The organism is Nannocystis pusilla (assembly GCF_026626665.1).
In the GTDB taxonomy this organism is placed as follows: domain Bacteria; phylum Myxococcota_A; class Polyangia; order Nannocystales; family Nannocystaceae; genus Nannocystis; species Nannocystis pusilla.
Genome location: NZ_JAPNKE010000002.1, coordinates 8,863,101 through 8,886,781, shown reverse-complemented (window position 1 = coordinate 8,886,781; position 23,681 = coordinate 8,863,101). Strand labels below are relative to the sequence as shown.

At 71.2% G+C, this 23,681-nt stretch carries 24 protein-coding genes; 15 read left to right on the top strand and 9 right to left on the bottom strand.

Going from position 1 to position 23,681, the window contains the following annotated elements; genetic code table 11:
* Nucleotides 1–115 precede the first annotated feature (115 nt).
* From OV079_RS39235 to OV079_RS39210, 6 genes are all read left to right on the top strand, one after another.
* The gene (locus OV079_RS39235) at nucleotides 116–268 is read left to right on the top strand and encodes a hypothetical protein (RefSeq protein ID WP_267774773.1); all 153 of its coding nucleotides are present in this window, start codon (nucleotides 116–118) and stop codon (nucleotides 266–268) included.
* Between the two features lie 6 nt (nucleotides 269–274).
* Entirely contained in the window at nucleotides 275–730 is a 456-nt protein-coding gene (locus OV079_RS39230; RefSeq protein ID WP_267774772.1) for a retropepsin-like aspartic protease, read from the top strand.
* Nucleotides 731–743: 13 nt separating this feature from the next.
* Complete coding sequence (locus tag OV079_RS39225) at nucleotides 744–2,993, top strand: tetratricopeptide repeat protein (RefSeq protein ID WP_267774771.1); 2,250 nt, start codon at nucleotides 744–746, stop codon at nucleotides 2,991–2,993.
* 271 nt (nucleotides 2,994–3,264) lie between these two features.
* The gene (locus OV079_RS39220) at nucleotides 3,265–5,733 is read left to right on the top strand and encodes an FG-GAP-like repeat-containing protein (RefSeq protein WP_267774770.1); all 2,469 of its coding nucleotides are present in this window, start codon (nucleotides 3,265–3,267) and stop codon (nucleotides 5,731–5,733) included.
* A gap of 394 nt (nucleotides 5,734–6,127) precedes the next feature.
* Nucleotides 6,128–6,805 (top strand): FG-GAP repeat domain-containing protein, encoded by a 678-nt coding sequence (locus OV079_RS39215; protein WP_267774769.1) that lies wholly within the window; start codon nucleotides 6,128–6,130, stop codon nucleotides 6,803–6,805.
* Nucleotides 6,691–8,214 carry an FG-GAP repeat domain-containing protein gene (locus tag OV079_RS39210; RefSeq protein WP_267774768.1) on the top strand — a complete coding sequence of 508 codons (1,524 nt, stop codon included), beginning with the start codon at nucleotides 6,691–6,693 and terminating at the stop codon, nucleotides 8,212–8,214. Before OV079_RS39215 ends, OV079_RS39210 begins: the two co-directional genes overlap by 115 nt.
* Here OV079_RS39210 and OV079_RS39205 read toward each other — a convergent pair whose 3' ends face one another.
* The 5 genes from OV079_RS39205 to OV079_RS39185 form a co-directional block, all read right to left on the bottom strand.
* On the bottom strand, nucleotides 8,215–8,379 hold the full coding sequence (locus OV079_RS39205) for a hypothetical protein (RefSeq protein ID WP_267774767.1): 165 nt from the start codon (nucleotides 8,377–8,379) through the stop codon (nucleotides 8,215–8,217). It abuts the gene before it with no gap.
* A gap of 29 nt (nucleotides 8,380–8,408) precedes the next feature.
* A complete protein-coding gene (locus OV079_RS39200) occupies nucleotides 8,409–8,723 on the bottom strand; it encodes a hypothetical protein (protein WP_267774766.1) in 315 nt (104 codons plus the stop codon).
* Between the two features lie 50 nt (nucleotides 8,724–8,773).
* Entirely contained in the window at nucleotides 8,774–9,037 is a 264-nt protein-coding gene (locus tag OV079_RS39195; protein WP_267774765.1) for a hypothetical protein, read from the bottom strand.
* A gap of 156 nt (nucleotides 9,038–9,193) precedes the next feature.
* Nucleotides 9,194–10,294: a hypothetical protein gene (locus OV079_RS39190; protein WP_267774764.1), complete on the bottom strand. Its 1,101-nt coding sequence runs from the start codon at nucleotides 10,292–10,294 to the stop codon at nucleotides 9,194–9,196.
* Entirely contained in the window at nucleotides 10,291–11,355 is a 1,065-nt protein-coding gene (locus OV079_RS39185) for an eCIS core domain-containing protein (RefSeq protein ID WP_267774763.1), read from the bottom strand. The genes OV079_RS39190 and OV079_RS39185 overlap by 4 nt, the downstream gene beginning before the upstream one ends.
* Nucleotides 11,356–12,432: 1,077 nt before the next feature.
* Here OV079_RS39185 and OV079_RS39180 point away from each other — a divergent pair.
* Nucleotides 12,433–13,398: a DUF2156 domain-containing protein gene (locus OV079_RS39180; protein ID WP_267774762.1), complete on the top strand. Its 966-nt coding sequence runs from the start codon at nucleotides 12,433–12,435 to the stop codon at nucleotides 13,396–13,398.
* A gap of 217 nt (nucleotides 13,399–13,615) precedes the next feature.
* Here the strand turns inward: OV079_RS39180 and OV079_RS39175 are convergent, their stop codons facing one another.
* Nucleotides 13,616–14,632, bottom strand: coding sequence for an AraC family transcriptional regulator (locus OV079_RS39175; protein WP_267774760.1), 1,017 nt, complete (start codon nucleotides 14,630–14,632; stop codon nucleotides 13,616–13,618).
* Nucleotides 14,633–14,723: 91 nt separating this feature from the next.
* Between OV079_RS39175 and OV079_RS39170 the strand changes: the two genes are divergently transcribed.
* Complete coding sequence (locus OV079_RS39170; RefSeq protein WP_267774759.1) at nucleotides 14,724–15,881, top strand: FAD-dependent oxidoreductase; 1,158 nt, start codon at nucleotides 14,724–14,726, stop codon at nucleotides 15,879–15,881.
* A gap of 92 nt (nucleotides 15,882–15,973) precedes the next feature.
* Here the strand turns inward: OV079_RS39170 and OV079_RS39165 are convergent, their stop codons facing one another.
* Together OV079_RS39165 and OV079_RS39160 are read right to left on the bottom strand one after the other, a co-directional pair.
* On the bottom strand, nucleotides 15,974–16,549 hold the full coding sequence (locus OV079_RS39165) for a hypothetical protein (protein WP_267774758.1): 576 nt from the start codon (nucleotides 16,547–16,549) through the stop codon (nucleotides 15,974–15,976).
* Nucleotides 16,530–16,811 carry a hypothetical protein gene (locus OV079_RS39160; protein ID WP_267774757.1) on the bottom strand — a complete coding sequence of 94 codons (282 nt, stop codon included), beginning with the start codon at nucleotides 16,809–16,811 and terminating at the stop codon, nucleotides 16,530–16,532. Before OV079_RS39160 ends, OV079_RS39165 begins: the two co-directional genes overlap by 20 nt.
* A gap of 216 nt (nucleotides 16,812–17,027) precedes the next feature.
* Between OV079_RS39160 and OV079_RS39155 the strand changes: the two genes are divergently transcribed.
* The 6 genes from OV079_RS39155 to OV079_RS39130 all read left to right on the top strand — a co-directional run bounded on the left by OV079_RS39155 (nucleotide 17,028) and on the right by OV079_RS39130 (nucleotide 21,936).
* Nucleotides 17,028–18,053, top strand: coding sequence for an aldo/keto reductase (locus OV079_RS39155; protein ID WP_267774756.1), 1,026 nt, complete (start codon nucleotides 17,028–17,030; stop codon nucleotides 18,051–18,053).
* 63 nt (nucleotides 18,054–18,116) lie between these two features.
* On the top strand, nucleotides 18,117–18,563 hold the full coding sequence (locus tag OV079_RS39150; protein ID WP_267774755.1) for a hypothetical protein: 447 nt from the start codon (nucleotides 18,117–18,119) through the stop codon (nucleotides 18,561–18,563).
* Nucleotides 18,564–18,688: 125 nt separating this feature from the next.
* Nucleotides 18,689–20,266: a bifunctional 3-(3-hydroxy-phenyl)propionate/3-hydroxycinnamic acid hydroxylase gene (locus OV079_RS39145; RefSeq protein ID WP_267774753.1), complete on the top strand. Its 1,578-nt coding sequence runs from the start codon at nucleotides 18,689–18,691 to the stop codon at nucleotides 20,264–20,266.
* A gap of 94 nt (nucleotides 20,267–20,360) precedes the next feature.
* Nucleotides 20,361–20,651 (top strand): hypothetical protein, encoded by a 291-nt coding sequence (locus OV079_RS39140; protein WP_267774752.1) that lies wholly within the window; start codon nucleotides 20,361–20,363, stop codon nucleotides 20,649–20,651.
* Nucleotides 20,638–21,006 (top strand): hypothetical protein, encoded by a 369-nt coding sequence (locus OV079_RS39135; protein ID WP_267774751.1) that lies wholly within the window; start codon nucleotides 20,638–20,640, stop codon nucleotides 21,004–21,006. Before OV079_RS39140 ends, OV079_RS39135 begins: the two co-directional genes overlap by 14 nt.
* Nucleotides 21,007–21,456: 450 nt before the next feature.
* A complete protein-coding gene (locus OV079_RS39130) occupies nucleotides 21,457–21,936 on the top strand; it encodes a hypothetical protein (protein ID WP_267774750.1) in 480 nt (159 codons plus the stop codon).
* A 376-nt stretch (nucleotides 21,937–22,312) separates the two neighbouring features.
* Here the strand turns inward: OV079_RS39130 and OV079_RS39125 are convergent, their stop codons facing one another.
* Nucleotides 22,313–22,897, bottom strand: coding sequence for a class I SAM-dependent methyltransferase (locus tag OV079_RS39125; protein ID WP_420829576.1), 585 nt, complete (start codon nucleotides 22,895–22,897; stop codon nucleotides 22,313–22,315).
* Nucleotides 22,898–23,030: 133 nt separating this feature from the next.
* Here OV079_RS39125 and OV079_RS39120 point away from each other — a divergent pair, with 133 nt between their 5' ends.
* Nucleotides 23,031–23,639, top strand: coding sequence for a hypothetical protein (locus OV079_RS39120; protein WP_267774748.1), 609 nt, complete (start codon nucleotides 23,031–23,033; stop codon nucleotides 23,637–23,639).
* The last annotated feature ends 42 nt before the right edge of the window (nucleotides 23,640–23,681 follow it).

The following is a 23,681-nucleotide window of genomic DNA, read 5'->3' as shown; positions in this document are numbered from 1 at the left end:
TTGTCGCGCTCATGGCGGCCGAGCAGCCAGGAGCCGGCAAGAGGTCTGCCGACACGCTCGCCGCATTACAGCGCGAGCTCGCCGACAGCCAGCGCAAGCTCGCGACCCTTCGATCGTGCAGTACCACGGCCAGCACGTCGCGCTTCACCCCACCCGCGGCGTCGTCGCGCACGGCGTCGAGCTCGACGCGGTCGTCGCGGAGGTCCGCGCCAGCGGCCTCCCGCTCGACGACATCGTGCTCGACTTCATCTCCGACTCGCCGTTCTGACCCGCCATGAACTCGCGTCACGGCATCGCCCATCCGTTCACGGAGACGGCCGTCTCGGGCTTCGGCGCGCTCGTCCAACCGCTCGTCCATGTCCAGCTCCGAGCCGACCCGTCGCGCGATTGGTCGCTGCAGATCAGGGCGCTCGTCGACACCGGCGCCTCCATCACCCTGATCCAGCGCCCCTACCTCAGGGAGTTGGGCCTCGACCCCGAGCGACTGGGACCGCCGCAGAGCTTCGCCTCGGCGACAGGCGCCGCGACCTGCCATGCCGCCCGCGTCGACCTCCGGATCGGCCGCCGGCGCCAGCCCGATGGGCCGATCCTGTCGCAGCGAACGGTCTACTTCACCGACGCGAACCTCCCAGTCCCGATCCTCCTCGGCCAGCGCGGCGTCCTCGACTCCCTGCAACTGGTCCATAACAACTGCGGCTCGTCTCCCTCTTTCCGTCTCAACATGCCCTAAAGGACATGCCCCCATGGACATCTGGCAGTGGGTCCACGACATCGATCCCGAGCTGCGGCGCGGCGGCCACGTCCGGCTCGCCGACCTGATCCGGCGGATCCCCGCCGCCACCGTCGACGATCACCATGATCGCGTCGACGCCCTCGCCCCCGAGGCGCTCGCGCTGGCCAAGGCCGCCGGTCTCCCGTGGGTCGAGGTGTTCGTGCGCCACTGGCACTTGCAGAGCCGCGTCCTCCACCGCTGTCAGGGCGACATGGCCCTGGGCGAGGCTGTCGCCCTCGTCGACTACGCCCACGGCGAGGCCGCGCGCGGCTGTCCGCAGGCCGTCTGCACCGTGCAGGACCTGGCCGCCTGTTACTCCCAGGTCGACGGCCCCGGGTGGGCGCGCGAGCGGGCCGACGTCTCGCGGGAGACCCTCGCGCGCATCGACCCGACCTGGCCGTGCTTCACCTGCATCAGCTGCGAGTACGCCGGCGCCTTGCGCGAGCAGGGCGACCCGCAGGCCTCGCTCGACTTCCTCGACGCCCAGCAGAAGCAGCTCGTCACCGCCGGTCTGGGCCGCGAGCGCACCTCTCTGTTGCCGGAGCGGATCTCCTGTCTCATCGCGCTCGGCCGCACCGACGACGCCCTCGCCGCTTGTGAGGACGCGATCGCCAACGGTCGGCGCGACGAGAGTCAGCGGCGGGCCCGGCAGATCGACCTCGCGCGGATCTACGCCCGCCTCGGCCGCGGCGAGGACGCCCTCCGCCATCTACCTGTCCCCACGGACATCCTCCCGACCCCCAGCCACTACGAGCCGTACACCGACGCCCTCGTCCACCTCGTGCGGCTCGGCGCTCGGCCCAACGACGTCGAGCTCGGGCGCCTGCTGCAGCGCTTCATCGCCCGCCTGCAGCTCAACGGCTCGCACCGCCTCCCGTTCGACATCGCCGCCGCCGCCGCCGACCTCGCCATCCAGCGCGGCAGCCCGGAGGTGGCCGCCCTGCACCTCGCCGCCATGAAGCGGCTCGCCGCCCGCCTCAATCGCCCCGGCAGCGCCCCCGAGCGGCTCGCCGCGATTCGCCTGTCCCTCGAGACAGCCCTCGCCGCGCCCCGCGACGAGCGGCCCGACGACCCCGAGGAGCGCCTGCGCCGACGCCTCGCCGCCGACGGCAGCGCCGATCCATCGGAGCACGCCCGGCTTCACGCCGTCGCCCTGCTCCAACTCGGCTTCGCGCGCGAGGCCGCCGACCTGCTCGAGCGGCACGTCGACGCTCACCCCGAGGACGACGACGCCGTCCAGCTGCTCGAGATGGCCTACCGCGACGGCGAGGACGACGACCGTCACCGCGCGCTCGGCGAGCGCTTGCTCGCCAGCCCCGATCCGGCCAAGCAGCGCCACGGCCGGTGGGTCTGCGCCCGCCGGCACGCCCGCGCGCGCGACTGGGACGCCGCCAATCGCCTGCTCGAGCAGCTCGCCGCCGATCCCGCCGACGCCCTCGCCGCCCGCCTGGCCCACGTCAGCAACGCCCGCCAGCAGGCCGACTGGCCGACCCTCCTGCGCCTCGTCGACGAGGCCCTCGCGCTGCAGCCCGACCTCCCGCCCGGCGCGCACGACTGGGACCGCATGGTCGCCGCCACCCTCCTCGGCGCCTGGGACCGTGTGCGTCACAGCGCCGCGCGGCTCGCCATGGAAATCGAAGGCGAGGGTCCCATCGACCTGCGCTGGGAGCTGTGCCGGATCCGCCTCGAGCACCCGAACGGCAAGCGGCAGGACCTCTACGCCGCGCGCACCGGCCCGGTGACCGCGCGGCTCCTCCAGATCTCCCGCATCGACCAGCCGCAGCGGCTGTTCGACCAGGTCGTGTTCGACGCGCGGCCGCTGGGCAGCATCGACGACGGCGACGGCCAGCCCGTCTACCTTTACGCCGAGGTCGAGCCGCTGCACCGCGCCGGTTATCGCGCCTTCAGCATCGACGGCGTCCACCCCGGCGAGGCCGTGCTCGGCGACCTCCGGCGCGTCGTGCAGGCCCACCGGGGCAGCTTCCAGGTCCAGAGCGGCGACGCTTATCGCCTCACCTCGCCCGCCGGCGAGGAGCGGCCCGGCCTCTACGCCTTCGCCGCGTTCGCGCCCGACACCGACCTCCGCGTCGCCTCCGACGCTCTGGCCGCCGTCGTCGCCGGCCTCGCCGATCCGCTCGTATGGCCCGAGCTGGCCGCCGCCGCCGGCGACGACGCGCGGACCGAGCAGCACCGCGAGCTCGCGCGCGCCTGGGCGCTCTGAGTCTCTGGACGCCCAGGACCGCGAGCGCGCGCGCGACTGGGCGCTCCGGACTGCGACGTCCTCACGTCGGCCCGGCCGGCGATCGGCGACCTCCGGTTCGCCATCGTGCGATTTGCCTGTGGCGAATCCACGGCCGCCTCTCGCGCTGACGTCGGCGCGCGAGCCGTTGCGCGCATCGCCTCGCGCAGACGTGACCTTCGACCTCGCCCCGACCTTCGCGGGCCCTGGGCTATCATCGGCCCCCCTCTCTCTTGCCCCGATAGGTGGTCTCATGGCCCGCGCCTCGCGAACCTGCGTCTCGATCCTCTCCTCGTCCGTCCTGCTCGCGATTGCCTGCGGCGACGACTCGCGCGTCGACAGCGAAAGCGGCGTCGCCGGCACCCAGGGCACCTTGCCCATCACCAGCGGCCCCACCGAGGCCACCGCCGGCACCGACGGCACCGCCACCGGCGGCCCCACCGAGGGCACCGGCACCGCCACTGCCACCGCCACCGCCACCCCGACCGGCACCGACACCGCCGCGCCCACCAGCGGCCCCGACACCGTCGGCACTGTGAGCGACACCGGCAACACGACCTCCGGGACATGTTCCGAAGACCAGCTGTGCAGCGGCGCCTGCTGCGGCGACGGCGAGCTGTGCGACAACGGCCAGTGCGTGCCCGACTGCGGCGGCCCGCCTCCGTGCGGCGAGGCCAAGGAGTGCTGCGGCGACGGCCAGCTGTGTTACCTCGGCGCCTGCGTCACCCCCGGGGCCGCGTGCAGCGACCAGGCGTGCGCCACCAAGCCCGCGCAGGACACCTGCGAGGACGGCTTCATCTGCGACCCCAACCTCGGCCTGTGCTTGCCGAGCCAGGCCGACCCGACCTGCCAGTACATCCCGCCGGCCAACGTCTTCAAGCCGACCCCGCTGTTCACCTGGGGTCGGCGCAAGGTGATCGCGTGCAACGCCGACACCGACTGTCAGGTCGCCGAGGTGTGCACCGACAAGGTGTGCACGCCGACCTGGAATCACCTGATCCCGGCGGCCGACGACATGCCGAATCACTACCAGAGCTCGTCGATCCCGATCGTCGTCGACCTCAACGACGATTGCGTGCCCGAGATCATCTTCAACACGTACACCGGCACCAACATCACCGCCGACGGCGTCTTGCGGGCGATCCGCGGCGACACCGGCGCCAAGCTGTGGACCGTCACCGACCCGATGTACCGCACCAACAGCACCTCGAACATCGCCGCCGGCGACATCGACATGGACGGCCGGGCCGAGATCGTCGCCAGCGGCGCGGGCAAGTACTTGATCGCCATCGACAGCGACGGCACCCCGCTGTGGAAGTCGGACAACTTCGCCGGCACCAACTCGAGCGGCTCGGTGGCGATCGCCAACATGGACAACGACGGCGCCCCCGAGATCTTGTTCGGCCGGGCGATCTTCAGCAGCACCGGCAAGCTCCTCTACGAGGGTCCGGGCGCCCAGGGCCAGGGCCTCAACGGCCAGGGCCCGATCTCCTGCGTCGCCGACCTCGACGGCGACACGCGGCCCGAGCTCATCGGCGGGCGCACCGCCTACAAGACCACCGGCACCGTCGCCGGCAACGACTTCGCCGGCTCGGTGCTGTGGACCTCCAACGTCGCCACCGACGGCTTCTGCGGCGTCGCCGACTTCGACGTCGACGGCAAGCCCGAGGTCGTGCTCGTCACCCAGGGCACCCTCCGCGTCCTCAACGGCCAGACGGGCGTGCAGATCGCCACTGCCAACATTCCGCAGCAGGGCACCGGAGGCCCGCCGAACATCGCCGACTTCGACGGCGACGGCGTGCGCGACATCGGCGTCGCCGGGTCCGCGCGCTACACCGTGTTCCAGTTCAACGGCATGGCCCTGTCGCAGCTGTGGACCGCCGCCACCGAGGACGACAGCTCGCAGGTCACCGGCTCCTCCGTGTTCGACTTCGACGGCGACGGCCGGGCCGAGGTCGTCTACAACGACGAGGCGTACATCCGCATCTACCCGGGCGTCGAGCCCGACTGCGCGATGAACCCGCCCGGCCCCGGCTGCAACAAGAACATGACCGACGCCGAGGTCCTGTTCCGCGACCGCAACTCCTCGCGCACGCGCACCGAGTACCCGGTGATCGCCGACGTCAACGGCGACTTCAAGGCCGACATCGTGTTCACCACCAACAACGACAGCCAGGCCTCGCTCGTCACCGACGCCGGCCTCGAAGTCTTCAAGGATTCGCTCGACAACTGGGTCTCGACCCGCCCCGTCTGGAATCAGCACTCCTATCATATCACCAACGTCGGGTTGGTCGGCGAGATCCCCACCGTCGAGGACAACAACTGGAGCTCGTATAACAGCTACCGCAACAACGTCCAGGGCGCCGCCGACTTCTGCGCCCCCGACCTCGTGCCCTACGATTTGACCTTCGACGCCCAGGTCTGCGCCACCGGCCTCAAGCTCTCGGTGTGGGTCGCCAACCAGGGCTGCCTCGGCGTCGGCCCCGGCGTCAACGTCGCCTTCTACGAGGAGAACCTCGGCCTCCTCGGCGTCGTCGCGACCCAGGGCCCGCTGGTGGCAGGCGCCGCCGAGCAGGTCACCCTCGAGTACCCCGGCATCTTCGACTCCGTCACGGTCTGGGCCGCCGCCGACGACGACGGCATGGGCAACGGCGTCCTCAACGAGTGCGTCGAGGACAACAACAGCTCGCCGATGGACAAGGTCTGCATCCCGCCGGGCTGAGCCCGAACGCCGCCGCGCGCCGCGACTCGCCCGGGCCCACGACGGGCCGCGGCGCGCTCGAGATCCCACGGGAGAGACACCTTCGCCCCATGCGGCCTCGACCGTCCGCGCAGTCGGCGAGCTCGGCCTGTGCTAGGTTGGAGCGGCCGTGCAGGTACGAATGACGGACCGACGCGGACCGACGAGGCGGGCGCTGCAAATCGCCGCGGTCGCGGTCCTCGCAGGTTGGCCGGCGCCGAGCGGCTGCGTGCGAAGTTCGGAGTCGGCGCGGTCGCGCGACCCGGTCGTCGCGCCGGACTCGACAGCGGGGCCCGGGCGAAAGCGGAGCCAGTTCGCGCGGTGTCTGCCAGACGACCGCTCGTTCGCGGTCGGCGAGGGGCCGGTCGATCTCGCGGTGCTCTCGCGCGCCGGCGGATCGCCGGCGCTGGTGGTGGCGAACGCGAGCTCGAACGACCTCTCGCTGATGCGCCGCGACGGCGACCGCTGGCGCGAGGTCCAGCGGGTGAGCACCGCGCCGGCGCCGTTCGCCCTCGCGATCGGCGACGTCGACGCTGACGGGAACCCCGACGTCATCGCGATTCATCGTGACCTGCCCGCGGCCAGCCTGCACCTCGGCGCCGCCGACGGGACTCTGGGGCCCGCGCGGACGCTCGCTCTGGACGAACCGGCGCTGACGCTGGCGGCCGGCGACCTCGACGGCGACGGCGCCGTCGAGCTGGCTTTCGGGTCAGGTTCCGAGACTCGAGACGGCAACTTGCGGGTGCTCCGCACAGACCGCGAGGGTCACGTTCACGACGTCTGGCGTGCCCTCGTGGGTCGGCGCCCCAGCGCGGTGGCTATCGGTGACATCCGCAGCGACCCAGGATCCGAGCTGGCGGTCTTTCACTATCGCTCGTGGGCCCAGACGATCACGAGCCTGGGTCGCCGCCGCCGCGAGGAGATGTACCGCGATGGTATTTGCTGCAAGACGAGCAGGACCACCGGGGAGCGCTCGCCGACCTCCTCGGCGACGGCCGCCTCGAGGCGGTCGGCGTCTCTCTGGGAGAACGGTCGGAGGACGCGGGCCGGCTGACGATCTACCGCGACGAGGGCCTGGAGATCTTCATGCCCCAGCGCTTCACGAAGGTCGCTCCGTCACCGCATCGCGTCCTCGTGCGCGACCTCGACGGCGACGCGGCGCCCGAGATCCTGGTCTTCGCGGGCGTCGTCTCGACGATGGAGCGGTTCCCGGACACGCGAGCTCCGGTCCCCTTGACGCCGCTCGACCCGACCGAACGCGTCGATTCGCCGCGGCTGCAGATCTACGGCCTGCAAGGAGACACACTCACGTTGCGCGGCGAGCACCCGATCGACGGTCTCGGCTTCTCGTCGAGGACCTCACCGGCGATGGTGTGCTCGACGTCGCAGCGTTGCAGAGGCGGTTACGTGCATCCCACGGTGTTCCCGCTGCGCCCGGCCGGGCCGCGACCGGCCGACGGGATCCGGTCGATGCTCGCGTTCGACGTCGATCGAGACGGCGACGACGAGGTGGTGGTCGAACGGGAGGGCGGCTGCATGCGCCTGGTCCTCGAGGAAGGCGCGCTGCGGCTGCGACCGCTCGGGCGCGGCGAGGCGGCGCCGAGGGTCCCGTGCGGGCCGGATCGCGGCCAGGTCGCGCCCGCTGGCCCCCCGCGACGGAAGGAGCTCGGCGTCGGATTTGGCCGTGCAAAGCCCGCGGAGCGCGTCGAGACCGAGCCCCCGCGAGACGGCCCCGAGCTCGTCGCGCCTCCGCCGATCCCGCGAGGCCACGACGACCTCCTCGCGGTCGCGCGCATGCACGGACCGATGCGGCGACGCGGGGGCGGTCCCGACGACTATCTGATGTCAGTGCGCGACGCGCATCGAGAGTCGTTCGACGGCGCGGACTTTGCCCAGGACGAGTCCGAGCTCGCGCTCTATCTCGTGCGTGCAGGTGAAGCGCCGATCCGGCTCGGGAGCTTGACCGACGACCCTGGCGAGTCCGCCGGCTCTTACCTCGTCGATATGAGGCGCACGACCAAGGAGATCGCCCATTCGAGCGACGTGGCCGCGCTCGCGTCCGGCGACCTCGACGGCGACGGAGACATCGAGCTCGTCGTGGTCGATCGGCGGCGCCACCTCCACGTCCTGTGGGGGCGCAGCGACGCCGAGTTCGCCCCGCCGGTGCGCTGGCAAGTCGGTCACGTGCTGGCGGTGGCGGTAGGGGACCTCGACGGCGACGGCGCCGACGAGCTCGTGACGCTCTCCGACCGCGAGGCGGCGCTGAAGATCTTCACGCCCACCGACGCGGCGGGCCCCGGGCCGGCGGTGGTCTTCGGCACGAGCGCAGGCGCCCATCGGCTCGTCGTCGCCGACGTGGACGACGACCGAAGGCCGGAGATCGTCCTCGCCGACCGCTTCACCGGCACGCTCGAGGTGCTCCCGTTGCGGTCGTGCGAACGCGCTCGAGCGAGCTCGCCGTGATCACCGCAGCCGCTCGATCTGATACTCGCGGCGAGCGAAGGGCGGTAAGTACTCGGCGGGAGCATCCTTGTCGCTGGTTCCGAACTGTACGCCCGTCGCGGGATCCGCCGGGCTATCGGCGTACAAGATCTCGAACGAATCGCCGTGAACGACGGCATTCGCCATGTCGAGCTCGGCGTCCTGGACGGACAGGATCAGGAGTTGATCAATTCGACACGCGTCGCCGGAGCCGACGCCGGCCTCGACCCGGAGTCGAACATGATCTCGGGATGAGACTCGGCCGCTCCCTGCGCCGCGAGACCCGGCTCCAGCCCCCTCGTCCGCGCCGGGATCTGCGTCGAGCCGAGGTTCAGCAAGCGAGTCCCGGACGGCACCAAGCCGAGCACGAGCTGCGGCGGTATCGCGCTCGGGACCGCTGCGAGCGCCGTGGTCGTCGCGGCGAGGTACGTGTTGATCGCCTTGATCGTGCGTGATCTCGACTTCCTGCGGTATTCCTGCAGGATCTCCACCTCGCAGGCCATGGACTCCGCGGCTGTCCTGGACTCGTCGGGACCTCCGCTCATTCGGCACTTACGGAGCTGCCCTCGGCTCGAACGCCATAGCGAGGGAGCGTGCCGGTCCACAGGACGTACACCGATTCGTTGAATGCGTCGATGGCGGTGCGCATGTACTCGAGGTAAGCGAGGTCGCGCCCGTGGAGCGGACTCGCAGGGTCCGCGACCGCCTCGGAGAACGGATTTTTGCCCGACAGCTCCTTGTACTCGCGCCACATCGATTTCTTGTCGAAGTCCCGCGGGCCGAGCTCGCTGGTGAAGAACGGCATCCGCGTGCCGGGGGCGAAGTGGTGGCTCGCCAGCTCGCCCGCGAGCTGGGCCTCGCCCAGGTTGTGCTGCTTGACCAGCTCGGGCCGCTCCGTCCTCCACCCACTCGAGGTCGTCGTTGTTGACGATGAGCGTGGGGAGGCCGTCGCCCCCGCGGATCACCAGGGCGAAGTGGAACGGCAGCCGCACGAAGTGGAACGTGAGGCCGAGCTCCTTGCGCACCAGCGACAGCATATAGGCCACGCGCAGGGCGTAGACCCCGCAATCGTGGATGAGCTGGCCGGACAGCGCGCGCGGAAATCGCGATCGATGTAGCTGTCGCCGAAGTCCTCGATATTGTACGGACTATGGACCGCGAACGTGGCGAAGTAAATGCGGACCGTCTCGACCAGGTCGCGATAGGCCACCTCGTCCGTGGCCCCCGTCTGCCGATGCTCGTGGAGGCGCTTGAGAAGGTACTCGCGCCAATCCGAGTCGCTGTGCAGATCGAAGCCCCTGCCGTCGAGCTGCGCCAGTTCGGCGCGGACCTTGTCGGTCGCGTCCGTTTCGTCGGACCGATGGAGCCGGTTCCCGTAGATCTCGGCCAGGAACTCGACCTGTTTGATCCGCGACCGCGTGAGCTCCAAGATGGAGAGTTGTAGCTGGCCCTGGTCGAACCCGCCCTCGACGCTGTAGGGGTAGACCTTTACGCTGGCCTTCGTGCCGAAGAAGTCGTCATGTCGGCCCTCCGAGGCATCGAGCGGCCCCTTCGTGCTGTCGACCTGGAGCGACCCGAGCCGCACGTTGCGTTCGGAGTCGGACGGATCCGGGATCTCGCGGAAGACCACGCCTTCGAGGCGCTTCAGGACGACGAACAGCCGCCGCAGTTCCTCCCTGATGGCTTGTTTGCTGGCCGCCCGCCGGACGAGCTCGTCGATCGCGGCCTGCACGAACGGCTGGAGGTGCACGAAGTAGTTCTCGATGGGTTGTCCCTGGCGAGAATGCTCGCGCAGGGCTTTGCGGCGCAGCTCGATGGCCGTGACCAGGTCTTCCACCGCCTGGAGGTTGCCGTCCAGGTCCGCGGCGCGGACGGCGTGCTGTGTCAGCACGAAGTCGGCAGTGAACGCGCGGATATCATGAGGCGTCGGTTCGCTCGCCGGAGGTCTGCCGAGCTTGGACGTGTCCATCCGGTGCTGCCAATCGATCAAGACCGTGGACGCGGCCGTGGCCGGGTCGTCTCCTTCTCGCCGCAGCTCGATCGTCCGCAGGCGCACGATCATGGCCCTGAGGAGCATCTCGAGGCGCTCCTCGCCGAAGACGCCCCCTTGTCCGGCGGCTTGTACGGCGTCGGCTTCTCGGGCCCCGCTGCGACCACGGCCGTCGCCTTGTCTCGCAGCCCCTTCATCGCCGATTGCGCCAGCTTCGAGGTCGCCGCACCATCGCCGCTCCAGCCCTCGCTCTCGCGCAGCTCCGCTTCGACCCGATCGATCTCGCGGGCCAGCTCGCGGAGCGCCTCGAGCTGGACATCGCGCGCAACAGTGGTCAGGTCGACCTGCTCGCAAAGGACGGCCGCCCAGGGGCTGCACACCTCCTCGCCCGGCTGCTCCTCGACGGATGGCGGAGCCATGCGCGCCTGCGCGTGCGTCGGCGCGCGCGCGACGGGCAGAGCGTTCGACATCGGTCGTGACGCACGCTGCTGGATCGTGTGGACGAGCTCGTGCGCCAGGAGGTTGAGGCCCTCGGGCGTATCGGGGCGGTAGCGATCGCGGGCGAACACGACATCGTTGCGCGACGTGAAGGCCTCGGCGCCGAGGCCTCTGGCGACCCGTCGTGCCAGCGGGCCGGTGTGGATGCGTACGGAGGAGAAGTCGTGCCCCAGCATCGATTCAAGCGGAGCGCGCACCCGCAGCGGGATCTGCCGCCCGCCTTCGGCCCTGACTTGCGCCAATGACGACAGCTCCACCGCACGCCGAGCGGGCTGGAGCTCGCTCGCGCGCCGCTGTAGTGACATTCCCACTTCGTCCTCGTCTCGCTGCGAACAGGCGGCACAGGAGCGTTGCAGCCTGGACTCGCGAGTCGAAGAGATCGAGGGTCGCAACCCCGGTCCGTCGCCGTCGGTGCCCGCGAGGCGCTGCGTCACCACCTCGGCGACCGCGTCGGCCTCTTCCTCGAGCGGCGAATCCGCCGGTCCGACCTCGAGCCGCGGTTGCACGGCGACTGCGGGCTTCGCCGCGTGGATGTGCGACTCGCTGTCAGCCGCCCCGACGTTCGAGAAGTCCGCGCCGAGCGGGTCGTTCGACTCGCCGACGACGAGCTTGGTTCGAGGATCCGATGCGTGCACCGGACCGAGCCCCATTCCCTTGAGCGTCGATGGCTTCTTATGCGGCTGTCGGGCCGCCGGGGCGACGATTCGCGGCTTCAGGGGTGCGTATGTCATGGCGTCGATATCCGGTCACCGGGCGAGGCAGTATCGCATTGCGCGGCCTCGAACGAGCCTACTCGCGGCGGCATCTCACGACAAGAGACGATTGCGCGCGGCTTGAGAGCGAGCGCCGGGGCGACGAGCTCGCTCGAATGCCCACGGCGAGGGGCCGTGAAGGCGCCGAGGAGAGGAGAGCGTCGCCCGCACAGGTCACCGTCCGGCCCGCGGGCCTCGCCGACGACCTCGACGCCCGTACCTGTGAGTACGAAGCGATCCCTCCGTTGACGTCCGAATGTCATTCGTGCAGCGCCGAACTCACAATGAGCACGACCTCGTCCCTCGATTCCACTCTCCTCATTCCGCGATACCTGCCGTCCGATCGGCAATCGACGCTCGACCATCGACCTTCGTTGAATCAAGTTCAACGCCTCTGAAGAGACCACTCGCATACCCGACTTCGCGGTCCGTCCTCGTTCGCGCATTCGAGCGTGGCCGGCCGTCCCGGCGTCATGCTGTCCGCTCCCCTGCGCCAGTATCTCACGGTCGAGAACGGCAGCATCCGAACTCGTCCTCAGCGCCCCCCCGCGCAGGCTGCTCGAGAGCGGCGGCTCGCGCAGGAAGGCGCCCAGGTGCCCGTGCCGAGGGATTCCGGTGCTGATCCGCGAGAGCGACCCGAGCCCGCCGAGCAGGTGCAGCAGGCCGCCCGCTCCCAGCCGATTCGCATCGAGCCCGCGTAGGTCACACCACCGACCCCCGAATCCGGCGGCGACTGCGATGAAACACATTTCATAATACTACCCGCAATCGCCCTCCCACTCCCACCAATCGCCCCGGCCGCGGGCAGCCTCGCGCCGGGGCAATGACCCGAGGGCAGGTCTGCACCCCCCGGTCTTCCGCTCGCGGCTCGCGCCGCGGCCGACCGGTTCACCCTCCCCGTGACAGCCGACAGACACGGTGCTAGGGTCGCGATCCAGCCGCCCCTGTGTCGGCTCCTGCATGCCTGACCCCAGTCGACCCCTCGACACCCTCTTACAACCTGCTCCCTGGACCATCGAGCCGCTGGCGCTCGACCACAAGCCTGCCTTCGACCGGGCTCTGGCGGCCGCCGGCGTCTCGCTGTCGGACTACAGCTTCGCCAACAACGTCTGTTGGCAGCTCAGCCAGCGCCTGTTCATCGCCTCGGTCGCGGGCTCGCTGGGGCTGTTCGGCGAGCGTGACGGCGTCCTGTCGATGCAGCTGCCCCCGCTGGGCGCGCCGTGGCAAGAGGCCGCCGCGTTCGAGGCGTGCGTCGCCCTGCTCGAGCGGGCCAACACCGGCCCGGTCGTCGGCGAGCTGCGCTTCGTCGCCCCCGAGTGCGTCGCCCGCCTGCGCGAGCACGGCGACGGCTGGCTCCGCGGCCACACCCTCGAGCTCGTGCCCGGCAGCCCCGACTTCCTCTACCGCCGCAGCGAGATGGTCGAGCTCCGCGGCGCCCGCTACAAGTCGAAGCGCAACGACATCAACCAGCTGCTGCGCACCTACCCCAGCGCCCGCGCCGAGCCGCTGCGCCAGTGCGACGCCGACGCCGTGGCCAGGCTGACCCGCCTGTGGCTGAGCCAGCGCGGCGGCGAGCAGGACCACGCCCACGACGAGGAGGCCTTCGCCCTCGCCGCCGCCATGCAACACTTCGACGCCCTGGGGCTGTTCGGCGTGCGCCTCATGATCGGCGACACCCTCGCCGGCATCACCCTCGGCGAGCGTCTGCCGACCGGCGTCGTCAACGTGCTGTTCGAAAAGACCGACCTCGACGTCCCGGGCGCCTCGCAATTCATCTTCCGCGAGTTCTGCCGCCTCCTGGACGACGACGCCCTGATCAACACCGGCGACGGCGCCGGCTCGCCCTCGCTGGTGCGCGCCAAGGAGAGCTACCGCCCGGTCCAGCTCGGTCGAATCTTGCTGCGGATCTGGCGAGCCACCCCCTGAACCCGCGAAGCCGGCGCCGCACCCCGACGCGCCCGCGCGCCCACAGCCGCGCGGGCCCGCGCTCCCCTCAATGGTCAGTTCCGCGCAGTATTTTATTCAGGGTGTGGACTGCCTATAATGGCAGTCGATTGACGGCACCCGCGCGTTTCGCCGCCCCATGCATTCGCACGGCAATGCCACGTCCCGCGTGAATGTTCACTGCGATCATTCCGCCCTCTCAGCCCGTCTCGCCGCGCCGACGCCAGCCCTGCGGCGTCTCGCCGGTCCAGCGCTTGAATGCGCGGAAGAACGCCGCCGGCTCGGCGTAACCGAGCAGCACCGCCACCTCGGACGCGCTGAGCGAGCGGTCCGCCAGCAATTGCAGCGCCCGCGCGTGCCGGGCCTCCTCGACCAGCCCGGCGAAATTGGTCTGCTCGTCGAGGAGTCGCCGGTGCAGCGTCCGCTCCGACACCGCCAGGCGCTTCGCCACCGCTTGCAGCCGCGGCTCGCCCTCCGCCAGGGCCGCGCCGATCTCTCGCCGCACCCGGTCGGCCCAGCTCGCGTCGGCAGGCATTCTTTCTGAAAGAAGCATCGACTCGGCGCGCCGCGCCAGGTAACCGAACAGCTGCGGATCGGCGCGCGGCAGCGGCACTGCCAGCAATTGCGCATCGAACCCGATCTGCAGCAGCGGCGCCTCCCAGGCCACCGGGCAGGCGAAGTACGCCTCGACCTCGCGCGGATCGCCGGGCCGCGACAGCGGCAGTGCCACGAACGCCGGCCGCGCCGCCCCACCCGCCAGCGCGCGCATCATCGCCACGATCGACGCCGCCTGGGCGAAGATCGGCTCGCGCAGCCGTGCGAACGCCGGCACCATCGCGCGCACGAACACCATATAATCGCCCGCCGCGTCGCATCGTCGCTCCAGCTGCGGCACCAGGCCCGGGTACAGCACCGCGCCGACGCGCTGCTGCCATTCGAGCGCGTCGCCCACGGTCGCCTCGTGCTGCATCGCGTAGCCGATCACCCCGAGCGCGGCGATCCCGATCCGCGCGCCGATGTGCAGCCCGTCGCCGCGGCGCGACAGGATCTCCCACATCCTCAGGTGTCGCTCGAGCGGCACCCGGGCGTCCGGGTCCGCCAGCAGCGACGGATCGATCCCCGCCTCGCGCACGATCGCCGGCACCTCCGCCCCGAGGCTCTCCGCCGCCGCCAGCACCTGCGTCGTCATCGCCGCCAGGACCGAGGGGCTCGCCATCCGCGCGGATTGTCGACGATGGCCGGCAAAGCCACAAGCTTGGCGACCGCGGTCAAGGCGGCCTGCGGCGCCGCGCCTCATCCTCCTCGCCATGAACCTCTCGCAGCTCCACGTCCTCGTCGTCGGCAGCGCCACTGGCGGCGCGGCCACGGCCCTCCTCCTCGCGCGCGCCGGAGCCCGCGTCACCTTGCTCGAGAAGGTCGCCCAGCCGCGCGCCGTCGGGGCCGGCATCGGCCTCGCCGAGAACGGCCTCGCAGTGCTCGAGTCGATCGGCCTCGGCCCTGCGATCGCCGCGCACGGTCGCGCCGTCGACTCGCCCGCGATCGTCGACGGGCGCAGCCGGCTCATGCTCGCGCCCCCGCGGCCCACCCCGCGCGTGCGGATGATCCGGCGCAGCGACCTGCAGGGCCTGCTGCTCGACGCCCTCGCGGCCGAGCCTCGCGTCGAGCGGCAGTTCGGCGCCGAGGTGATCGGCGCCGAGCGGGACGGCCGGGTGATCGCTCGCATCGACGGTCGGACCGTCGAACAGCGCGCCGATCTGGTCGTCGGCGCCGACGGGGTGCATTCGCGGATCCGCACCGCCGGCGACTTCGGCGCGCGCGTGCGTCCGCCGGGCATCGCGTACCTGCGGGCGCTCGTCGACGTCGAGGCCGCCCAGGGCGTCGAGGCCTGGACCGGCGCCGGCATCTTCGGCAGCTTCGCGGTCGACCGCGGCACCTATTTCTTCGCCTCCGCGGGCGCCCGCGCGTGCCGCCACGCGATCGCGGCCCGCGACCTCGACGCTCTGCGCGCAGTGTGGGCCCGCGCCTATCCGCCGTCGATCCCCCTGCTCGGCGCGGTGCGTCGATTCGACGACCTCATCTTCAATCGCGTGATCCGCGTCGATTGTCAGCGGTGGGTCGACGGTCGCCTCGCCCTGCTCGGCGACGCCGCCCACGCCATGTCGCCCAACCTCGGCCAGGGGGCCAACAGCGCCCTGGTCGACGCCGCAGTCCTGCTCGACGAGCTGCGCCGCGCCGCCGACCTGCCGAGCGGCCTCGACGCCTATCAGCGGCGGCGCCGGCCCGCGGTGCAGCGAGTCGCCCGCGCTGCCGGCAGCATGGGCGCGCTCGCCGAGATCACGAGTCCCGTCGCCCGCTGGCTGCGCGACCGCCTGCTCCTCCCGGTGGCCGCCCGCCTCGGCGGCGACGCCACGGCGATCGTGATGCAGGAGCCGCCCGCGACCTTGCTGGCGATCGGCCGCGCCTGACGCGGCCGCCTCAATGACCTCGAGGACATGCCCATGAAGACATGTCCCATAAGCATTTCAGAAAAGACATGCTCTGAGAGACATGTCTTTCATCACCGCGACAGCCGCGTCACCGCCTTCGCCCACGCCTTCGGGTGGTGCGGCTGCGCCTGCAGGTACTCGTGCCACGTCTTCGGATCGTCGAAGCGATGGCGCACCCACAGGCTCCACGCGTCGGCGTAGCTGTCGTGTTCGTCGAACTTCTCGCGCAGCGACCCGGCCTCCTCGCCGAGCGCCCACGGGGCCGGCAGCGTGGCGTGGGCCGCCAGCAGCACCCCCGCGCGCTCGTACACGTGGCTGCTCGGCGGCTCGACCGGCGTCCCGGATTCCACCGCCTCGCGCACCGCCCTCCACGGCTCCGGCGCTGGCGCCACCGCGGCCAACCAGGCTGCCAGTGAACCCTCGGCGCGACGCTTCGCGCACCAGCGGGCCCAGAAGTCGAACTCGCGCGTCCCGTAGCGGACCGCGTGGGCCGGCGCCTCCTCGCGGCTCGCCCACGGCGCAGGCGGGCTCGCCCCGTGCAGCCGCTCCCACGCCACGAGCCCGACGTCGTCGCCGATCACCCCCGCCGCCTCGAGCTCCGCCGGCAACGCGTCCGAGAGCGCCTCGCTAGCACGCAGCTTCGGCATCACCGTCGACATCACCGACCCCACCCAAGTCCGAGGCGCCGGCGCGTGCCTTTAAATAGGCCAGACGCCACGCGCGATCACTCGGCGCCCGCGACAGCCACTCGTGCCATACCTCGGCCCAGCTCTCGCCGTAGCCCATGCGCCAGCCGATGCTGCGCGCTGGGATCTCCGGGTACCGCGCCCACGGCGGCGCCACGTCACCGTGCTCGTCGCGGGCCTCCGCGATCGCCTTGGCGAAGAATGCCTCTCGGTCGAACCCCATCGCTCCTCCGGTCCTGCCCGAGCATACGACCTCGACCGCCGGCGCGAGCCCCCGCGCCCCCCGCTCGCACGTGCGAGTCGTGTGTAAGCTTCTCGGCGCGAGCGAGCTTCGCGCTGACCGTCGCGCTGCACTGTGGCCCGCGGTCGGCCCGCGCGCGACCTCTCGTCGCTCGAGCCCGGTCAGACCCGCGCGGTCCGGTGTTATGGATCGCTCATCATGGAATACCGACGACTCGGAGCATCCGGTCTCAAGGTCCCCGTGCTGAGCTTCGGCACCGGCACTTTCGGCGGCGTGGGCAAGCTGTTCAGCGCCTGGGGCGACACCGACGTCGCCGCCGCGCGGCGGCTCGTCGACATCTGCCTCGACGCGGGCCTCACCCTGTTCGACAGCGCCGACGTCTATTCGGCCGGCGCCGCCGAGTCGATCCTGGGCGAGGCGATCAAGGGCCGGCGCGAGCAGCTCCTGATCTCGACCAAGGCCACCTTCCGCGCGGGCGAGGGGCAAAACGACGTCGGCAGCTCGCGCTTCCACCTGATCCGCAGCGTCGAGGCCGCGCTGAAGCGGCTGGGCACCGATCGCATCGACCTGTTCCAGCTCCACGGCTTCGACGCCGTCACCCCGATCGAGGAGGTGCTCTCCACCCTCGACGACCTCGTGCGCGCCGGCAAGCTGCGCTACGTCGGTTGCAGCAACTTCTCCGGCTGGCACCTGATGAAGTCGCTGGCCGTCGCCGATCGCTACGGCTATCCGCGCTACGTCGCCCACCAGGCCTACTACTCGCTCATCGGCCGCGACTACGAGCACGAGCTCATGCCGCTCGGCATCGATCAGGGCGTCGGCGCCGTCGTGTGGAGCCCGCTCGGCTGGGGTCGTTTGACCGGCAAGATCCACCGCGGCAAGCCGCTGCCGAAGGACAGCCGCCTGCACGGCTCGGCCGAGTTCGGACCGCCGGTCAGCGACGATCACCTCTTCCGCGTGCTCGACGCCGTGGAGGAGATCGCCCGCGAGACCGGCAAGACGGTGCCGCAGGTGGCAATCAACTGGTTGCTGCAGCGGCCGACGGTCGCCACGGTGGTGCTCGGCGCGCGCAACGAGGAGCAGCTCGAGCAGAACCTCGGTGCGGTCGGCTGGAATCTCTCGGCCGAGCAGGTCGCCCGGCTCGACGCCGCCAGCGAGCAGACACCGCCCTACCCGTACTGGCACCAGCGCGGCTTCGAGGAGCGCAACCCGCCGCCGGTCTAGCGCGCCGGCGCTCCGGGCAAACATGCCCCGCGACCCTGCGGGGCGGACGTGAGCATCCCCGGCATGCAAGAGTGGTTGTACCGCGCGAGCAATGCCAGGGCTGATTCTTCCACCACGCAGGAAATCGCCGAGAACTTCGGCTTCATCTGCCGCAGCGCCTTCGCCGACGTCGCCCACGCCCAGATGATCGCCAACGTCGCCAAGGTCGACTTCGGCGACGTCATCCACCTGTACTTCGTCGACGGCGAGGGCGGCGGCCGCTCGCTCGGCGCCTACCGGGTCGTCGGCCCGCATCGCCACCCCCAAGGCGCCCTGTTCGGCGCCGCTGTCCCCAAGACCAAGCTTCGCACCGTCGCCGACGACGAGCTTCGCGGGAAGCTCCGCCCCGACTATGCCGTCGACCCGCGCGTCGGCGAATTCTGCGGCTGGCCGGTCGTCCGCGACGAGCACCCCTCGCCGAGCTACGTCAAGGACCTGTTCGTCGGCCGCAACACCCTCGTCCCGCGCTGAATTCGGCCCCTCTGCGGGCCTCGGCGCGGCTGCGCCCCGAAGACACCCGGCTGGCCGATTCGGTGCCACCGGGTGTCTTCCTGTGAACATTCCCCGGCGGCTCGAGTGCGCCTATTTTCCTCGGAATGTCCACACCGTCGTTCGACGTCGCGATCCTCGGCTGCGGCCCGACCGGGGCCGTCCTGGCCAACTTGCTCGGGGGCCTCGGCCTGCGGGTCGTCGTCTGCGAGCGCGAGCCTGCGGTCCACCCGATCCCGCGGGCCACCCACATCGACGAGGAGACCCTGCGCAATTTCCAGGCGACCGGCCTGCTCGCCGAGCTGTGGCCGCACACCTGCGAGTTCGGCGAGGCCGAGATCGTCGACGAAGGCGGCGAGCTGCTCCTGGCCGACCGGATCGGCGAGCGCGACAGCCCCCACGGTTACAGCGGCTCGCGCTTCTTCGACCAGCCGGCCTTCGAGCAGATCCTCCGCGACGGCCTGCGACGTTATCCGCAGGTCCGGCTCGAGCTCGGCCTCGAAGTCGTCGACATCGACGTCCGCACCGATCACGTCGTCCTCGCCGCCCGGCGCCAGGATGGCGAATCACTGCACCTGCGCGCCACCTGGCTGGTCGGCTGCGACGGCGGCCGCAGCCTCACCCGCGCCGCTCTCGGCGCGACGATGACCTCGCTCGCCCCGCGGCGTCACTGGCTGATCGTCGACACCCTGCTGCGCGACCTCGCCGACGCCGCCGCCCTGCCCGGCCGCTTCCGCTACCGCCTGGGACGCGAGCGGCTCAGCATCTACGCCCACGGCATCGGCCGCAACCGCCGCTGGGAGTTCGAGCTCGGCGAGCACGAGGACCCGCCCGACGAGGCCACCGTGCGGCGCTGGCTCGCCCGCGACATCGACCCCGATCGCCTCGAGATCACGCGGATCGCCAAGTACGCTCACAACGCGCTCCTGGCCACGATCTGGCGGTCCGGCCCGGTCCTCCTCGCCGGCGACGCCGCCCACATGATGCCGCCCTCCGCCGGCCAGGGCATGTGCGCCGGCATCCGCGACGCGGTCAACCTCGCGTGGAAGCTCCAGCGCGTGATCACCGGCCGCGCATCACATGACCTTTTGGCCAGCTACGAACGCGAGCGCCGGCCGCACGTCGAGCAGGTCCTGCGCGGCACCCTGTTCCTCGGCAGGCGCCTGCAGGCCGACGACGCGGTGCAGCGCTGGTGGCGGCGTCGACTCCTGCGCCTGATCGGCCGCGTCTCCCCGCTCCTCGCCCTCGCCCGGCGCCTCTCCTTGCGCCGCCCGCGGCTGCGCGACGGTTGCTTCGACCTCGCCTCGCGCTGGCACGGTCACCCCCTGCCGCACGTCCGCGTGCGCCACCAGGGCGCCGACCTCTCGCTCGACGACCTGCTCGGCTATCGCTTCGCCCTCGTCGTCCGCGCCGAGTGCCTCACCTCGCGCCTGCGCGAGTGGGCCGCCGGTCACGACATCGTCCTCGTCCGCCCCGGCGTCGAATTCGAGGAGCACGCCGGCGCCCTGCTCCGCTTCCTGCGCGCGCGCCGGCTCGACTTCGTCCTCGTCCGTCCCGACCGCCAGATCTTCGGCGCCGGCGACGTGACCGCCCTGCCCCGCGTCCAGGCCGCCTTCACCGCCCGCTTCACCCCCGCGATGCCGGCGGCGCACGACCGCGTGACCGCGACCGAGCTGTCGCGGTAGACGATCCCTGGCTCCGCGCCCGCGATGAACATTCCTCGCTTCACCCTCGAGCCCGCTCGCAACCCCGCCCACGCCGACTGGGACCCGCACCTCCTTGCCGCCCGGCCTCGTCGCGCTCGAGCTCGGCCTCGTCGAGGGGCCGATCCTCGACGACATCGACTACATCACCGATTACTCCGGTTCGGTCGGCGACGGCGTCGGGCGCTACCGCGGCCTCGCCGATGTCCTCGCCGAAGACGCTCTGGCGGCCTGGCGCGCGCGCCTCGTCGATCTGCTGGCGGCGCTCCTCGACCCCGGCGAATCCTGGTACCTGTTCTTCGCTGGCCAGCTCACCCGACCTGTCCGACGCCGACGAAGTCTTCGTCGGTCGCGTGCTCACCGGTGACTTCGAGCTGAACGGCGCCTTTGCGATCCTCGAGGTCACCGCCGCGGCCCTCGCTGCCCACGCCGCCCTGTTCGGCGCCTGGGATCGCGTCGCCGGTCTCGTCGCCGCCGAGGGCGACCTGCGGGCAGTGCTGGCCCGGCTCAACCTCGCCGAGGCGCTGCCCACCGGCCAGCGCTACCGACCTGCGTCGCCCTATTACGTCCGCGACACCGCTGCAGTGGCGCGCCTCCTCGAGCTCGGCCGCCTCTTCGCCGAGGAGACCGACAACGGCACCCGCCTGCGACTCGTCACCACCGCCGTCGCCGCGCCCGAGCTGCGTACGCGCCTGAGGCGCATCACCGACGACCTGCGCTGAGTCTCGCCGGCTCCGGCGACGCTTCTGCCCAGGAGCTTCGAGCCGAGGCCCTCGCGGGCGCGCTCGTGCTCGCGACGCCACCCATGCAGATCTCGCCGAGAGCTCGATGAACCGGTTCGTCGCCTCCAGCCTCGAGATCTGCGTCCTCCGTGCTGTGCAACATCGATCCTCGATCTCGGCCGGCTCGCGGGGCAGCTCGCAGGTTTTAAACCGGCCCGCGCCTGGCGTGCGAGATCTCCTCGATCCGCCCCAGAGCCTTCGCATCGGTCATACTGACGGCCTTGCTGCGATTCACGAGGACCGCCTCGCCGTCTGGGCGAGCGCCTTTCGAGGCCGGGGCGCGGATTCGCGCGGCGGACTCGAACCTCGTTACCGTGCAGCGTTTGAACTCCTATTCACGGTCGACGCCTCGATCTGTCGGCCCGTTCGTGTCGCTAACAGGACCCGCTTATGTCTGTGCCGAAGCTCTTGCTCGTCGTCCCGCCCGCGACCGCCGTCGCCCACGCGGCCGCCCGGTTTCCCGCTGTTTCCTCAGCCCGCCTTCGTTTTCGCGCCGACGACCAGCCCGATTGCTTCTACATCGAGGTCCACACCGGCGCCGCCCCGCGCTCCTATCGCGTGTATGTCTCCTCGGCGCCGGGCGGCTCGCAGCTCGAGTTTCCGCGCGACCTGGGTGACGCCGCCAGCGTCGTCACCGGCATCTTCGTCGTCGGCCTGGTCGTCGCCACCTGGCACAGCCTCGGCCTCCTCTCTCTCGTGCTCGCCCTCCCGTCCGCCGTGCTCTTGCGGGTCGCCGCCGAGTCTTCTGCCAGCGAGGCCGAGCAGGCCGAGGTCTTCTCCGCCCTCGTCACCGCCTTCGAGCCGCTGCGCCGCCCCGGCTTCCCCTATCGCGCCGTCCGCGACCCGCGACCGGTGCGCAACGGCGCGTGAGCGGCCCGCGCTCTCGCGGCCGCCTCGCTGCTCCCTTGGGCCTCGTCGGTCTCGAGTCTCGGTGGGCGGAATCACGGTAGTTCATCGCCGACGCGGATGTGGGTGTACCGCGCCCTCCGGCGACATGGGCCGATCCTCGTAGTGATGAATCACGAGTGCTCACCGACACCGATCGGGTCGAGCGACAGGGCCACCATTCTCGGCCCGGCGAATCACGAGTGCTCACCGACACCGATCGGTTCGAGCGACATGGCCACATTCTCGACCCGGCGAATCACAGGTGAAGATCGCTACTCGCCGCGCACCGGGCTCATCCATGGCGCCTCGTTCCGCGAGCGCCGGCGATCCTTCGACCTGCGGTTCGTCGCCACCTGCATCAGCGCGCCACTCCAGTCAATGCCACGAATTCGCGTTCGCGGTTCGAGTACGCCAGCTTCTTCGCCCACGTCGTCGGCAGCTCGCCCACCTCCTCGCGGCTCGTCGCGCGGGCCGTCACCGTGAACCCCGCGCTCGCGTACGCCTGCACCAGCGCCGCCGCGCGGGCCTCCGCCTGCAATCCGGGCAGCGCCTGCACTGCCAGCGGATCGCCGGGCCCGTAGCCGAACACGATCTGCAGCGACGCCCCCGGCTTGCACAGCCCGCGCAGCCGCACCAGCCCCTCGGCCTCCGGCAGCGCCACCGCGCGCAGCAGCGAGCCCCACGGCAGCAGCACCGTCAGCGAGTCGACCAGCCCGAGCAGCTCGCCTGGCGCGCGCTCCAGCGGCAGTACTCCGAACATCGCGTTCGCCAGCCCGCCGCGCGCCGGCTTGGCTGCCGCGCGGCGTGACGGCTCGCGCAGGCCCTCCGCGCTCGCGTCGACCCCGATCACCAGCGTCGACGGCTCGCTGCGCGCGCGGCGGAGCGCGAACGCCCCGTCACCTGTCCCGAAGTCCAGGTGGACCGCCGCGTGACGAGCCGCCAGCTCGGCCAGTCATCAGCGGTCGACCCAGTGCTCTTTGCTCTCGACGCGGTGCATCTGCCGCCCCAACCGCCCCGCGACTGCTCCTATTCCCGGCCTCGACACCTCGGCGCGCCTCGGCGATCCTGCCTCTGCGATGGCCGACCCCGACATCTTCGCCGAGTCGCCCGACGGCGTGTGGCGCTTCGAGGCCGGCCACCTGCGCGGCGGCTCGCGCGTCGTCGACCTGCCCACCATCGACTTCTTCGACCGCTGGACCTTCGCCCGCTTCTGTCCCGGGGGACAGCTCATCCTCGGCTTCGAGTCCGGCCAGCCGTGGACCGACTACGGCTCCTACGGCGACCGCTACGGCGGCCTGCAGGTGTTCGCCCCGACCGCCGATCCGTCGCGCTGGCACACCGTCGCCATCGAGTACGACTCCCGCAGCCACGACGAGCACTTCGTCCCCGTCGACGCGATCTGGCACCCGCGCGGCGTGCTCGCCTGGCTGCATGACGGCTGTCTTATCGGACAGGTCCTCCCGTCCCCGCGCCCCCCGACCGACGACCTGATGTGGAACCCGCGCGACAGCGATCGCGGCCTCGAGTACCGCTTCGAGCGCTGGGGCGCCTGGCGCCGCCTCGAGCTCGACGAGCCCGGCCACCTGCTCACCGCCCACGATCCGGACGGCCGCGATCGCTTCGACCTCGTCCACCGCCGCACCGCCCGCGACGACGCCGACTGGAGCGAGCTCGCCGTCTACTGATCGTCGGGCGACCGGCTCGCCCTCGTCCTGTGAGCATCGACG